The sequence below is a fragment of the Subtercola boreus genome, from assembly GCF_003399625.1.
In the GTDB taxonomy this organism is placed as follows: domain Bacteria; phylum Actinomycetota; class Actinomycetes; order Actinomycetales; family Microbacteriaceae; genus Subtercola; species Subtercola boreus_C.
On record NZ_NBXA01000020.1, the window covers coordinates 159,622 to 172,611 of the forward strand.

Below are 12,990 nucleotides of genomic sequence, written 5' to 3' on the forward strand. Positions count from 1 at the left end.
AATCGAGGCCCATGGTGTGTCGGTGTGCTGCCCTATAGTCGAGCTATGGCTGCATCAAAGAAGATCTTCGGCATCGTTCTAGCCGGTGGCGAAGGCAAGAGACTCATGCCTCTCACGGCTGACCGCGCGAAGCCCGGCGTCCCCTTCGGTGGGGGCTACCGCCTCATCGACTTCGCGCTCTCGAACCTCATCAATTCGGGCCTCACGAAGATCGTGGTGCTCACGCAGTACAAGTCCCACAGCCTCGACCGGCACGTGTCCCAGACCTGGCGCCTGTCGGGTCTGCTCGACTCGTACGTCGCCTCGGTGCCCGCGCAGCAGCGACTCGGCAAGCGCTGGTTCAGCGGATCGGCCGACGCCATCCTGCAGAGCCTCAACCTCATCCGCGACGAGATGCCCGACATCGTCGTGGTCGTCGGCGCCGACCACGTCTACCGCATGGACTTCGCGCAGATGATCCAGGCGCACATCGCCTCGGGCCTGCCCGCGACGGTGGCCGCCATCCGCCAGCCGATGGAGCTGAGCGACCAGTTCGGCATCATCCAGACGGATGCAGACAACCCCGCGCTGATCAGCGAATTCCTGGAGAAGCCCAAGACGGCCCAGGGTCTCGCCGACTCCCCCCACGAAGTGCTCGCCTCGATGGGCAACTACGTGTTCAACACCGATGCGCTCATCGACGCGGTCATCCGCGACGGGGAGAAGCCCGACTCGAACCACGACATGGGCGGGGACATCATCCCCGACTTCGTGTCGCGCGGCCAGGCCGGCGTGTACGATCTCTCGCACAACGAGGTTCCCGGAGCGACCGACCGCGACCGGTACTACTGGCGTGACGTGGGAACGATCGAGTCGTTCTACGACGCCCACCAGGACCTCATCTCGGCCCTGCCGATCTTCAACCTCTACAACAGCGAGTGGCCGATCTACACGCAGCAGCTCAATTCGCCGCCGGCGAAGTTCGTGCGGGACGCCAAGGGCAACAGCGGAACGACGGTCGAATCGATCGTCTCCCTCGGCTGCCTGATCTCGGGCGCCCGCATCGAGCGAAGCGTGCTCGGGCCCTGGGTGACCATCGGATCGAGCGCCCTCGTTCAGGACAGCGTGTTGTTCGACCGTGTACACATCGAACCCGACGCCGTGATCCGTCGCGCTATTCTGGACAAGAACGTGGTTGTCGCTGCAGGGGCCATGATCGGAATCGACCACGCTCGCGACCGCGAACGTGGCTTCACGGTGACCGACACGGGCATCACCGTGGTCGGTAAGGGAGTGCGCGTAGAGCCATGACGAACCAGTTGCTGACTCCGGATGCCCGCACCCACCGTCAGCAGCTGGTCACGTCAGACGTGGCAGCAGGTTCGCCTGTGCCCTCTCCCCCTTCGTTCCTCGTGGTGCTCGACGTCGATTCGACGCTCATCGAGAACGAGGTCATCGAGATGCTGGCGGAGTGCGCCGGCAGTCTCACCGAGGTCGCGCACATCACCGAGCGGGCGATGTCCGGTGAGCTCGACTTCCAGCAGAGCCTCAGGTCCCGTGTCTCCACCCTCGCGGGCCTGTCGGTGACGTGTTTCACGGATGTCGCAGCCGACATCCGCGTGACCCAGGGTGTGCCCGAGCTGGTCGCCGGCCTGCACAGAGCGGGCGGCTTCGTGGGGGTGGTGTCCGGCGGCTTCCACGAACTCGTCGACGATGTCGCCGTCTCACTCGGCCTCGACCACTGGCGCGCCAACCGGCTCGAGGTCGTCGACGGGCTGCTCACGGGCAACGTGGTCGGGCCGGTCGTCGATGCCGAGGCGAAGGCGCAGGCGCTCGTCGAGTGGGCGACGGCCTCGGGCATCCCGCTCACCCGGACCGTCGCAGTGGGCGACGGGGCCAACGACCTCGACATGATGCGCTCGGCAGGTCTCTCAGTCGCGTTCAACGCGCGCCAGGTCGTGCGCGACGCCGCGCACCTCGCGATCGACACCCGCGACCTCTCCCAGCTCCTCCCCCTGCTCGGCCTCCGCGGCTAGCGCGGCGCGCCTCGGCGTGCCGCCGCGCCCGGGGCGCGCGTCGCCGCAACCCGCCCGGTGAGTGCGCTCCGCGCGGCTGAGTGCGGCCGCCTCGGCAGCCGCACTCAGCGCCTCCGGCCGCACTCACCGTATTCGGATGGGTGGGGGTGGGAGTGGGGAGGGGTGCAGGGTGGGGCTAGTGCCCCATGCCGAGGCCGCCGTCGACGGGGATGACCGCCCCCGAGATGTAGGCGGCGTCGTCGGAGGCGAGCCAGGCCACCACGCGCGCGACCTCCGTGGCTGTCGCGAAGCGGCCCGCCGGGATCGACTTCCTGTACTCGGCCTGCAGCGCATCCGGCAGCTCGGCCGTCATCTCGGTCTCGATGAACCCCGGGGCGACGACATTCGCCGTGATGCCCCGTGAACCGAGCTCCCGCGTCACCGATCGCGCGAGCCCGACGAGGCCCGCCTTCGAGGCGGAATAGTTCACCTGGCCGGCCGATCCGTAGAGGCCCACCACGCTCGAGATCAGGATGATGCGCCCGAACTTCGCCTTGAGCATCCCCTTCGACGCCCTCTTCACCACTCGGAACGCCCCCGTGAGGTTCGTGTCGATCACGTCGGTGAAGTCCTCCTCGCTCATCCGCAGCAGGAGCGTGTCGCGCGTCATGCCCGCGTTCGCGACGATGACTTCGACGGGGCCGAGTGCCGCCTCGACCTCCGTGAATGCGGCGTCGATGGTCGCAGCATCCGTCACGTCGGCCCGAACGGTGAGCGAACCGGCCGGGCCCTCACCCGATCGCGCGGTCACAGCGACGCGGTGTCCCTGAGCCACGAACTCCTCGGCGAGCGAATACCCGATTCCCCGGTTCCCGCCGGTGATCAGTACGGTTCTGGGTGTCGTCATCGCGTGTCCTTCGTGTGTTTGTCAAGCCAATCGAAACTAAAGCCGCGTACCAGCATAGAGGCCTCTACGAAGCGTAGAGTGAGTGGACTCTTTCCCGACAGGCGGCGCACAATGAAGCATGACTCGCAGCAGTTCTCCGTCACGAGTCTTCCCCAGAACCCGGCGGACGAGCGCCATGCGCGCATGATTCGCTATTCGCTGGCCATGGGCATCCGCCTGCTCTGCCTCGCCGGTCTGCTCTTCGTGCAGGGCTGGTGGCTGCTCGTGCTCGGTGTTGCCGCTGTGGTGCTGCCGTGGTTCGCCGTGGTGATCGCCAACACGGGCCGGAACACCCCCGGTACCATGCAGGCCCCGGGCGGCCAGATGGTGCCGCTCGGCCAGGTGCCGCTCTACACGGGCGGGCGGGAGACCGGCGGCCGTCCGGAGTGAGTCTGCTCGACGCGCTGGGCGGCGTCTCCTTGGGAGCCAACCCCGGTACCCAGGAGTGCTCTCGTGCGGGCTGTCGCGCTGCCGCAGCCTGGTCGATCGGCTGGCGCAACCCGAAGATCCACACGGAAGACCGGGTGAAGGTCTGGGTGGCCTGCGACGAACACGTGGTTTTCCTCCGTGAATTCCTCGCCGCACGAGACTTCCCGCTCGCGGTGGCCCCCTTCGGCACGGTCCCGGATGCCACGTCGCTGACCGTCGCCGGAGCGTAGCCAGCCCCCCACCTCCTGCTGGAGAAGTTTTACGACAAATTCTCGACTCTGTGTTGCAGAATGAGATTCGCCGGACAGTAACTGTCTGAGGCTCATCCGGAGCCGACGAATCGAGATCCCATGACAACCCAGCCGCGTGTGGCGTCGTTCACTGCCACGTATCGGGAGAGCTACGCCGAGGTGCTTCGGTTCGTGCGGCGCCGGGCGCATCCGCTCACCGTCGACGACGTCGTCAGCGAGACGTTCACCATCGCCTGGTCGAAGTGGCACGCGGTGCCGCGGGAGCCGCTCCCCTGGCTCTACAACACGGCACGCAATGTGATGCTCAACGCGTCACGCTCGGGTGCACGCCAGCGTGCCGTCGCCGTTCGACTCTCGGGCCTCGCCGACACGCTCGTCGGTCACGATCCCGACGGTTTCGACAATCTCGAACGTCGTATCGACCTTGCCGCGGCGTTCAGTGCCCTGAGCGTCGCAGACCAGGAGGTGCTCGCACTCGACGCCTGGGAGGACCTCGATGCGAAGGCGGCCTCGACGGCTCTCGGATGCTCGCGCGCCACCTACTCGATGCGTCTCACCCGCGCCCGCCGCCGGCTGGCGGCACTCCTCACCGAGGCGCCCCGCACCGAGCCACTCCCCACCGAGCCACTCCCCACCGAGCCGCATCTCCCCGAGCCGCCTTCTGTATCGACGCCCCACACACTGCCGCCCGAACCGGGCGCACCCCTCATTCACGCTCGACCAGCACGTTAGGAACCATCATGGTCCACTCGTCAACCCCAGCACTTCGCGGCCTCGACCCAGCGCCGCGCGCAGACCTCTCGTCGGCGGACTCCGCTGTGCGGGAGCGCACCCTCGCGTCCATACTCAGCGAGCCGATGGCCCGGGAGCCGTCCCGTGCTCGCCGCAGCTCTCGCCCGTGGCTCATCGGCCTGCCGGCCGCCGCGGCGTGCGCGCTCACCGTCGGAATCGTGATCTCCGCCCTTCCCGGGGCAGCGTCGGCGCCCCTCACTTCATACGCTCTCCCCGCGCACGGATCCCTGTCGAGCTGGACCGCCAGCCCGGTGACCCAGCTGGTGTCGGCCGCCGACCTCGACGCCTGTGAAGCGGCAATCGGAATCACGTCCGGTGACCCGGCGTCAGTTCTCACGAGTGAACGGCGCGGTGACTTCACCTCACTGATCCTGCATGCCGGCACCACGGATGCGTTCTGCGTGCTGGCCGGGGGGGGAGGTGGTGAACTGGACGAACTTCGCCGGGCTCCGCGCGCATCCACTGACCGACCCGGACGACGCCAGCCTGAGCGTCATGCAGGGAGCCGATTGGATGATCACGGTCTCCGGCCGCGCCGGTGCCGACGTGACCGGAGTGAACGTGCAGAACCCTGATACCGGTAAAGACGTGACAGCCACTGTCGCCGGTGGGGTCTGGTCTGCGTGGTGGCCCATCACCGCGGACTCACGGGCGCACAGTGGGCTCTTCGGCGACTACGGCGATGAGATCACGATCACGTACAGAACGGCAGACGGGGCCTCCCACACCTCCAGCGGTTACTCGGACTCCGGGGAGCCGTCGGAAGTCGGTGAGACCGTTCCGCCCACTCTCGGGTCCCTGGCCGGCTGGTCTGCGCTGCCCGGCACGTATTCAGCATCCGCAGCCGACGTCGAGGCCTGTCTCAACTCGAAGGACCTGGCGGGAGTCACCTCGCCGGTCAGTCCGGTGCTCGCCGAGACGCGAGGCGACTTCGTCACACTCATGCTCGCGCACGAGGGTTCCAGGGCATACTGCACGCTCAAGGACGGCAGGGTTCAGTGGTCTGCCGACCTCGGGGCCATGACAGTCGACCCGCCCGCCGCCGGGGAGGCTTTCGTCACCGATGGGAACGGCGTCGATGGGAAGGTGGCCGGTACGCGCATCTCAGCCCTTCGAGGCGTGGCGGGCAGCGACGTCGTGGCGGTCGTCGTCCACCTGGCTGAGGGTAAGGACGTGAGCGCCACGGTCGAGAACGGAGTCTGGCAGGCCTGGTGGCCCGAGAATGAGCCCGCGGCACTCAGCGACGACGGAGGCTCGACGGCGACGCCATCAGCCCAGGCGCCGGCGCCGGCAGGGATGCCCACCATCTCGTACACGACAAGGGACGGCGTCTCGCACAAGGCGGGCTAGGCGAGCTCGATGAGGTCCTGGTAGTCCTTGTTCCAGTGGTCCTCGACGCCGTCGGGGAGGATCAGCACCCGCTCAGGGTTGAGGGCCATGACCGCGCCCTCGTCGTGGGAGACCAGCACCACGGCGCCGGCGTAGTTGGCCAGGGCATCCAGGATCTCCTCGCGGGAGGCCGGGTCGAGGTTGTTCGTGGGCTCGTCGAGCAGCAGCACGTTCGCGCCCGAGACGACGATCATCGCGAGGGCAAGACGCGTCTTCTCACCACCGGAGAGCACGCCGGCCAGCTTGTGACCGTCGTCGCCCGTGAACAGGAAGGAGCCGAGCACCCGCCTGGCCTCCATCTCGGTCAGGTTCGGCGACGACGACACCATGTTCGAGAGCACCGAACGCTTCACATCGATGGTCTCGTGCTCCTGGGCGTAGTACCCGATCCGGAGGCCGTGGCCGGGCTCGATCTGGCCGGTGTCGGGCTTGTCGACGCCAGCCAGGATACGCAGCAGCGTCGTCTTGCCGGCACCGTTGAAGCCCAGGATGACCACCTTCGAGCCGCGGTCGATCGCGAGGTCGACGGCGGTGAAGATCTCGAGCGAACCGTAGCTCTTCGACAGGTCGCTCGCCATGAGCGGAGTGCGGCCGCACGCGACGGGATCCGGGAACCGCAGCTTCGCCACGCGCTCCACCTCGCGCACCTCGTCGAGGCCAGACAGCATCTTCTCGGCACGGCGCACCATCTGGTGGGCGGCGGCAGCCTTCGAGGCCTTGGCGCCGAAGCGGGCGGCCTGCATCTGCAGCACACCGGCCTTCTTCTCGACGTTGACGCGCTCCTTCTTGCGGCGCTCCTCATCGGATGCGCGCTGGCGCAGGTAGTTCTTCCAGTTCATGTTGTACGTGTCGATGACCTGGCGGTTGCCGTCGAGGTAGAAGACACGGTTCACAGTCTCCTCGACGAGGGCCACATCGTGGCTGATCACGATCAGGCCGCCCTGGAAGTTCTTCAGGAACTCCCGGAGCCAGACGACGGAATCGGCGTCGAGGTGGTTCGTGGGCTCGTCGAGCAGCATCGTGTCTGCGCCCGAGAACAGGATGCGCGCCAGCTCGATGCGGCGCCGCTGGCCCCCCGAGAGCGTCGAGAGCGGCTGGTCGAGGATGTGGTCGGGCAGGCTCAGGTTCGAGGCGATCGATGCTGCCTCAGCCTCGGCCGAATAGCCTCCAAGGGCATTGAAGCGGTCATCCAGATTGCCGTACTTCTTCATCGCCTTGTCGACGACCTTGGGGTCGCTCGAGGACATGTCGAGCTGTGCCTGCTGCATCTGCAGCACGATCTGGCCGAGGTCGCGGGCGTCGAGGATGCGGGTGCGCGCCAGGTCTTCCGGGTTTCCCGAGCGGGGATCCTGCGGCAGGTAGCCGATCTGGCCCGAGAAGTCGATGCGGCCACCGTCAGGCTTCAGCTCGCCGGCCAGGGTCTTGGTAAGGGTCGTCTTGCCGGCACCGTTCCGGCCGACCAGGCCGACTTTGTCCCCTGCCGAGACACGGAAGTTCACATCCGACATCAGAACGCGGGCGCCGACGCGCAGCTCAAGGTCATGCACACTGAGCACGGGGGAAGTCCAATTCTGATGTCTCGCCGAAGGGCAGAGGTGGGGGGATGAAAGTCAAGTATAAATCGTGAACGGAAAAAGCCCCGACCGTGGTGGTTCAGGTCGGGGCTGCATTACCGGATGACGGTGGTCGGGATGTTGCCGCCGCCGAGGCCGAGAAGGTCAGATGCTGAAGCCGAGCGCGCGCATCATGTCACGGCCGTCATCGGTGATCTTGTCGGGGCCCCACGGCGGCATCCACACCCAGTTGATGCGGAACGCGTCGACCACGCCATCCAGAGCCTCTGCGGTCTGCTCTTCGAGAACGTCGGTCAGCGGGCAGCCGGCGCTCGTCAGGGTCATCGAGATGATGAGAGCATCGTTGTCGGTGTCCCAGCCGAGGTCGTAGATGAGCCCGAGGTCGACGACGTTGATGCCGAGCTCCGGGTCCATGACGTCTTTGAGCGCCTCTTCGACCTGGTCGAACTTAGCGGGTTCAAGAGTGGTGACCATGTGTCAATCCTACGATGCTCTAGGCGTTCACGGCCGGTGCGTCCACAACGCCGGCGGCAGCATGCGCAGCTTCGGCCGAGGCAATGGCTTCGGCAGCAGCAGCGCTGGCGGCGACATAGGTGTCGTAACCCTCGTTCTCGAGCTGCACGGCGAGCTCGGGTCCGCCGGATTCGACGACCTGGCCGGCCACGAACACGTGCACGAAGTCGGGCGTGATGTAGCGGAGGATGCGGTTGTAGTGCGTGATCAGCAGCACACCGAGGTCGGTGTTCTCCTTCGCACGGTTCACGCCCTCGGACACGATCTTCAGCGCATCGACGTCGAGGCCGGAGTCGGTCTCGTCGAGAACGGCGAACTTCGGCTTCAGCAGTTCGAGCTGCAGGATCTCGTTGCGCTTCTTCTCGCCGCCCGAGAATCCCTCGTTCACGTTGCGCTCGGCGAACGCCTTGTCCATGCGGAGGTTCTCCATCGACGTGCGAACGTCTTTCACCCAGGTGCGGATGGGCGGGGCCGAACCGTCGATGGCGGTCTTCGCCGTGCGGAGGAAGTTCGTGACCGTCACGCCCGGGATCTCGACCGGGTACTGCATCGCGAGGAACACGCCGGCGCGGGCGCGGGCATCGACGGTCGCGGCAGTGAGGTCTTCGCCATCCAGAACGATCGAGCCGCTGGTGACGTGGTACTTCGGGTGCCCTGCGATCGCATAGGCGAGCGTCGACTTGCCCGAACCGTTCGGCCCCATGATGGCGTGGGTCTCGCCCTGCTTGATGGTGAGGTTGACGCCCCGCAGGATCTGCTTGGCACCCTGCTCGGTGTCGACGCTGACGTGCAGGTCGCGGATTTCGAGTACAGACATGGCTATTCGATTTCTTTTGTAGAGGTCGGATCAATATAGACGTCACCGTCGACGATGCTGAGCTCGTAGACGGGAACCGGCTCGTAGGCCGGGAGGGTCAGGGGCTTGCCGGTGAGCAGGGAGAACTTGGAGCCGTGCGCCCAGCATTCGAGCGTGTCTGCTTCAACGAAGCCCTCGGCAAGCGAGATGTCACCGTGGGTGCAGGTGTCGCCGATGGCGAAGCACTCCCCCGACGAGTCCTTCACGAGTGCGATGGCGACACCATCGATCTCGACTCTCACGGCCTCGTTCTCATTCAGGTCGTCGACGGCACAGATGCGGATGGCGGCCATCAGACGGTCACCGTCAGTTCTGCTTCGACGGCCAGGGTGAGCCGCTCTTCGACGGCGGGAGCGCCGATCTGCTGGATGATCTCGGCCAGGAACCCGCGGACGACCAGGCGCCGCGCCTCCTCCTCGCTGATGCCGCGTGACTGCAGGTAGAAGAGCTGCTCGTCGTCGAAGCGACCGGTGGACGACGCATGGCCGGCCCCCAGGATGTTGCCGGTCTCGATCTCGAGGTTCGGGATGGAGTCGGCGCGGGTGCCCTCGGAGAGAACGAGGTTGCGGTTCTCCTCGTAGCTGTCGGTGCCGTCGGCGCTCTGGCGGATGAGCACGTCGCCGATCCAGACCGAGTGCGCACCCTCACCCTGCAGAGCACCCTTGTACTTCACGCGGCTGCGCGAGTTCTCGGCCTCATGGTCGATGTAGACCTGCTGCTCGAGGTGCTGTCCGGCATCCGCGAAGTACAGGCCGTAGGCCTCCGTGTTGCTGCCGGGAGACGAGAGGTGGATGCTCGGATTCACCCGCACGACGCCGCCGCCGAGCGAGACGACGATGTGACGGAGAGTCGCATCGCGGCCGACCTGGGCGAAGTGGCTCGCGAGGTGCGCGGCGGAGTCGTTCCACTGCTGGATGGTGACCACCGTGACGTGGGCACCCTCCCCGACGACGATCTCGACGTTCTCGGCGATCCGGGCGTCGCCCGAGTTCTCGAGCACGAGGATGCCGCGGCTGTTCGGTGCCGCCGTGATGACGGTGTGCGCTGCACGGGCCACCGTGCCGAGCCCGGAGCGCGCGACGATGAACTCGCCCGTCGGCTCCTCACCGGTGATATCGATGGCCAGCGCCTGGTCGAAGTGCGACCACGCGTTGGCGCTCGCCCGGTCTTCGGGAAGGCCGGCCGATCCGATGCGCTCGTCAGTACGGTCGATCCAGGACAGCGAGAAGCCGTCGACGGGCTGGGCGACGGCCACCTGGCTCTCGAGCGGAGAGCCGTCGAGTTCACCGTTGATGAGGTCCCGCACCAGTTTGATCGGCGTGAGCTTCCAGTCGACCTCGCGGCCGGTGGGTTCGTCGAAGTCGCCGACGTTCGCCGAGGCGTACCGCTCCGAGCGCGTCTGCACGGGCCGTTCGGACCAGGCGCCGTCGGTGTGGGACTTCGATCCCATGGGCTCGCCGCGGTGGCCGCCAGAAGCAGGAGCCGCCTGAGTCGCAGGAGCCACGGTGACGGTCTCGCTTTCGGGCGCGGTCGTAGAAGCAGGTGAAACTGAGGTCATTAACCTACTGACCCTTCCATGCCCATCTCGATGAGCTTGTTGAGTTCGAGCGCGTACTCCATGGGGAGCTCACGGGCGATGGGTTCGATGAACCCGCGCACGATCATCGCCATGGCTTCGTCTTCGGGAAGTCCCCGGCTCATCAGGTAGAAGAGCTGCTCCTCACTCACCCGGGAGACGGTGGCCTCGTGGCCGAGCTGCACGTCATCCACCCGGATGTCGATCGCGGGGTAGGTGTCGCTCCGCGACCGGGTGTCGACCAGCAGCGCATCGCAGCGCACGGTGTTCGCCGAGTGGTGCGCGTTCTCGGCGACGCGCACCTCGCCGCGGTAGCCGGCACGACCGCCGCCGCGGGCAATCGACTTCGAGACGATCGACGACTGCGTGTAGGGCGCCATGTGGATCATCTTCGCGCCGGCGTCCTGGTGCTGGCCGGGGCCGGCGAACGCGACGGAGAGGGTCTCACCCTTGGCGTGCTCGCCGACCAGGTAGATCGACGGGTACTTCATGGTGACCTTGGAACCGATGTTGCCGTCGATCCACTCCATGGTCGCGCCCTCGTGGGCGATCGCACGCTTGGTGACGAGGTTGTAGACGTTGTTCGACCAGTTCTGGATCGTCGTGTACCGAACGCGGGCGTTCTTCTTCACGATGATCTCGACGACGGCCGAGTGCAGGGAGTCGCTCTTGTAGATCGGGGCGGTGCAGCCCTCGATGTAGTGAACGTACGAACCCTCGTCGGCGATGATCAGCGTGCGCTCGAACTGGCCCATGTTCTCGGTGTTGATGCGGAAGTAGGCCTGCAGGGGAATCTCGACATGCACGTTCTTCGGAACGTACACGAACGACCCACCCGACCAGACCGCCGAATTCAGTGCAGCGAACTTGTTGTCGCCCGACGGGATGACCGTGCCGAAGTACTCGTCGAAGAACTCGGGGTGCTCACGGAGAGCGGTGTCGGTGTCCATGAAGATGACGCCCTGCGCCTCGAGGTCTTCACGGATGGTGTGGTAGACCACCTCGGACTCGTACTGGGCTGCGACGCCGGAGACGAGGCGCTGGCGCTCTGCCTCGGGGATGCCGAGTTTCTCGTACGTGTTCTTGATGTCGTCGGGCAGGTCGTCCCAGGTGGTCGCCTGCTTCTCGGTCGACCGCACGAAGTACTTGATGTTGTCGAAGTCGATGCCGGAGAGATCGGCGCCCCAGGTGGGCATCGGCTTCTTCTCGAAGAGGGCGAGAGCCTTGAGGCGGTTCTTCAGCATCCACTCCGGCTCGTTCTTGAGCGTGGAGATGCCCTTCACGACCTCGGGTGAGATGCCCCGCTTGGCAATGGCGCCAGCGGCGTCGGAGTCGGACCACCCGAACTCGTACACCCCCAGGTTCTGAAGCTCTGGGCGGTCGATGAGTACGTCTGTCATGACTTTCTCCCTTCCTTTTCCTGTACAACGTGTCAAGGTCAGAAGGAATTCCACAAAGCGTAGAACATCGAGGCTCTGTACTTAGAATGAAGCGAGTGTCTCCGGCTCCGGTGCCGCCTCGTGTGAATAGCCCGTTGCGCCTGCGGCGCGGATTCTTGACCCCCTAACTCTATCGGCCCCTGCACCCCGAAGGAACCTGCTCTGTGAATCGCCTGAAAGCCTGGCTTCCCACGTCTGTCGACCGGCGCGTGCGCATCCTCGCCTGGGCATCGCTCGTCGTGCAGATCGTGCTCGTCGGAACGGGCGGCGCCGTGCGTCTGACCGGATCCGGCCTCGGCTGCCCGACGTGGCCCCAGTGCACCGACGGCTCCTTCGTGTCCACTCCCGAAATGGGTGTGCACGGCATCATCGAGTTCGCGAACAGACTCCTCACCTTCGTGATCGTGGTGATCGCCATCCTCGTCTTCGTCGCTGTGCTCCGGATGCGGCGCACGCGCCGTGACCTCTTCGTGCTGACCCTGCTGCAGGGTCTCTCCATCCCTCTACAGGCCGTCATCGGCGGAATCACGGTTCTCACCGGACTGAACCCCTACATCGTCGGGTTGCACTTCGTGGTGTCGCTCGGGTTGATCGTGGTGACCACCATGCTCGTCTACCGGGTCTACACGGGTACCCGCGGCCCCGCGGCCGGGCTCATCTCTGTGGTGCCGTCGTGGTACCTCGCGGTGTCCCGCGTCGCGGCGGTGTTCGTCGGCTTTGCTGTGGCCCTGGGCATCCTGACCACGGGCTCCGGCCCGCACGCAGGTGATGCTGCAACGCCCCGGAACGGCCTGAACACCGACGTGATGGAACACCTGCACAGCTACCCCGCGTACGTGTTGTTCGCCGTGACCCTGCTGTTGGTTGTCGTCGCGCTGGTGCGAGGTCTCCCCCGCCGCTTCGTCGTGACGCTGCTGGTCGTCGAGCTGGTCCAGATCGTGGTGGGCCTCACCCAGTCCCGCCTCGGCCTGCCTCCCGCGCTGGTGATCGTGCACATGGTGCTTGCGGCGAGCCTCGTCGCGGCCATGACCGCGACCCTCCTGGCGGAGCGCCGCCCCGCCCCCGCGGCAGCCGTCGCCGCCGACGACGCCCGCCCTGCCCGCGTCCCCTTCACCTTCTAGCCTTCCCGCCGCTGCTGCGTAGCAGGCGGTAGAGGAACCCACCACTCTGTGGGGACAACTCGCGCGCCATGCTCTGGGCGTCAGCCGTCACCGCCTCCGTCAACGCGCTC

At 66.3% G+C, this 12,990-nt stretch carries 14 protein-coding genes; 7 read left to right on the plus strand and 7 right to left on the minus strand.

Annotated features, from left to right (window positions below):
* Window positions 1-45 precede the first annotated feature (45 nt).
* Window positions 46-1,290, plus strand: coding sequence for a glucose-1-phosphate adenylyltransferase (locus B7R21_RS09465; protein ID WP_116282994.1), 1,245 nt, complete (start codon window positions 46-48; stop codon window positions 1,288-1,290).
* Window positions 1,287-2,015 (plus strand): phosphoserine phosphatase SerB, encoded by a 729-nt coding sequence (serB, locus tag B7R21_RS09470; protein ID WP_116282995.1) that lies wholly within the window; start codon window positions 1,287-1,289, stop codon window positions 2,013-2,015. Before B7R21_RS09465 ends, serB begins: the two co-directional genes overlap by 4 nt.
* 175 nt (window positions 2,016-2,190) lie before the next feature.
* On the opposite strand, the gene fabG is transcribed toward serB, so the two are convergent.
* Window positions 2,191-2,901, minus strand: a complete 711-nt coding sequence (gene fabG / locus B7R21_RS09475) for a 3-oxoacyl-ACP reductase FabG (protein WP_116282996.1) — start codon at window positions 2,899-2,901, stop codon at window positions 2,191-2,193.
* 111 nt (window positions 2,902-3,012) lie between these two features.
* On the opposite strand from fabG, the gene B7R21_RS09480 reads away from it, so the two are divergent.
* The 4 genes from B7R21_RS09480 (at window position 3,013) to B7R21_RS09500 (ending at window position 5,762) form a co-directional block, all read left to right on the plus strand.
* Entirely contained in the window at window positions 3,013-3,330 is a 318-nt protein-coding gene (locus tag B7R21_RS09480; RefSeq protein ID WP_116282997.1) for a DUF3099 domain-containing protein, read from the plus strand.
* Window positions 3,327-3,599, plus strand: a complete 273-nt coding sequence (locus tag B7R21_RS09485) for a hypothetical protein (RefSeq protein ID WP_437184183.1) — start codon at window positions 3,327-3,329, stop codon at window positions 3,597-3,599. The genes B7R21_RS09480 and B7R21_RS09485 overlap by 4 nt, the downstream gene beginning before the upstream one ends.
* Window positions 3,600-3,719: 120 nt before the next feature.
* The gene (locus tag B7R21_RS09490; RefSeq protein WP_116282998.1) at window positions 3,720-4,352 is read left to right on the plus strand and encodes an RNA polymerase sigma factor; all 633 of its coding nucleotides are present in this window, start codon (window positions 3,720-3,722) and stop codon (window positions 4,350-4,352) included.
* A gap of 483 nt (window positions 4,353-4,835) precedes the next feature.
* Window positions 4,836-5,762 (plus strand): hypothetical protein, encoded by a 927-nt coding sequence (locus B7R21_RS09500; protein ID WP_147305861.1) that lies wholly within the window; start codon window positions 4,836-4,838, stop codon window positions 5,760-5,762.
* On the opposite strand, the gene B7R21_RS09505 is transcribed toward B7R21_RS09500, so the two are convergent.
* The 6 genes from B7R21_RS09505 to sufB form a co-directional block, all read right to left on the minus strand.
* The gene (locus B7R21_RS09505) at window positions 5,759-7,357 is read right to left on the minus strand and encodes an ABC-F family ATP-binding cassette domain-containing protein (RefSeq protein WP_116283001.1); all 1,599 of its coding nucleotides are present in this window, start codon (window positions 7,355-7,357) and stop codon (window positions 5,759-5,761) included. The two genes, B7R21_RS09500 and B7R21_RS09505, sit on opposite strands and share 4 nt — an antisense overlap.
* A gap of 162 nt (window positions 7,358-7,519) precedes the next feature.
* Complete coding sequence (locus B7R21_RS09510) at window positions 7,520-7,849, minus strand: metal-sulfur cluster assembly factor (RefSeq protein ID WP_116283002.1); 330 nt, start codon at window positions 7,847-7,849, stop codon at window positions 7,520-7,522.
* 19 nt (window positions 7,850-7,868) lie between these two features.
* Window positions 7,869-8,705: a Fe-S cluster assembly ATPase SufC gene (gene sufC / locus B7R21_RS09515; protein WP_116283003.1), complete on the minus strand. Its 837-nt coding sequence runs from the start codon at window positions 8,703-8,705 to the stop codon at window positions 7,869-7,871.
* Window positions 8,706-8,707: 2 nt separating this feature from the next.
* The gene (locus tag B7R21_RS09520) at window positions 8,708-9,037 is read right to left on the minus strand and encodes a non-heme iron oxygenase ferredoxin subunit (protein WP_116283004.1); all 330 of its coding nucleotides are present in this window, start codon (window positions 9,035-9,037) and stop codon (window positions 8,708-8,710) included.
* Window positions 9,037-10,302: a Fe-S cluster assembly protein SufD gene (gene sufD, locus B7R21_RS09525; RefSeq protein WP_437184184.1), complete on the minus strand. Its 1,266-nt coding sequence runs from the start codon at window positions 10,300-10,302 to the stop codon at window positions 9,037-9,039. Before sufD ends, B7R21_RS09520 begins: the two co-directional genes overlap by 1 nt.
* Window positions 10,302-11,720 carry a Fe-S cluster assembly protein SufB gene (gene sufB / locus B7R21_RS09530; protein WP_116283006.1) on the minus strand — a complete coding sequence of 473 codons (1,419 nt, stop codon included), beginning with the start codon at window positions 11,718-11,720 and terminating at the stop codon, window positions 10,302-10,304. Before sufB ends, sufD begins: the two co-directional genes overlap by 1 nt.
* Window positions 11,721-11,923: 203 nt before the next feature.
* Between sufB and B7R21_RS09535 the strand changes: the two genes are divergently transcribed.
* Window positions 11,924-12,880 (plus strand): COX15/CtaA family protein, encoded by a 957-nt coding sequence (locus tag B7R21_RS09535; protein ID WP_116283007.1) that lies wholly within the window; start codon window positions 11,924-11,926, stop codon window positions 12,878-12,880.
* The last annotated feature ends 110 nt before the right edge of the window (window positions 12,881-12,990 follow it).

Excerpts from the sequence above, each read along its gene's own strand:
- B7R21_RS09465 (WP_116282994.1), top strand. The coding sequence starts at position 46 with ATGGCTGCATCAAAGAAGATCTTCGGCATCGTTCTAGCCGGTGGCGAA.
- serB (WP_116282995.1), top strand. The coding sequence starts at position 1,287 with ATGACGAACCAGTTGCTGACTCCGGATGCCCGCACCCACCGTCAGCAG.
- fabG (WP_116282996.1), bottom strand. The coding sequence starts at position 2,901 with ATGACGACACCCAGAACCGTACTGATCACCGGCGGGAACCGGGGAATC.
- B7R21_RS09480 (WP_116282997.1), top strand. The coding sequence starts at position 3,013 with ATGAAGCATGACTCGCAGCAGTTCTCCGTCACGAGTCTTCCCCAGAAC.
- B7R21_RS09490 (WP_116282998.1), top strand. The coding sequence starts at position 3,720 with ATGACAACCCAGCCGCGTGTGGCGTCGTTCACTGCCACGTATCGGGAG.
- B7R21_RS09510 (WP_116283002.1), bottom strand. The coding sequence starts at position 7,849 with ATGGTCACCACTCTTGAACCCGCTAAGTTCGACCAGGTCGAAGAGGCG.
- sufC (WP_116283003.1), bottom strand. The coding sequence starts at position 8,705 with ATGTCTGTACTCGAAATCCGCGACCTGCACGTCAGCGTCGACACCGAG.
- B7R21_RS09520 (WP_116283004.1), bottom strand. The coding sequence starts at position 9,037 with ATGGCCGCCATCCGCATCTGTGCCGTCGACGACCTGAATGAGAACGAG.
- sufD (WP_437184184.1), bottom strand. The coding sequence starts at position 10,302 with ATGACCTCAGTTTCACCTGCTTCTACGACCGCGCCCGAAAGCGAGACC.
- sufB (WP_116283006.1), bottom strand. The coding sequence starts at position 11,720 with ATGACAGACGTACTCATCGACCGCCCAGAGCTTCAGAACCTGGGGGTG.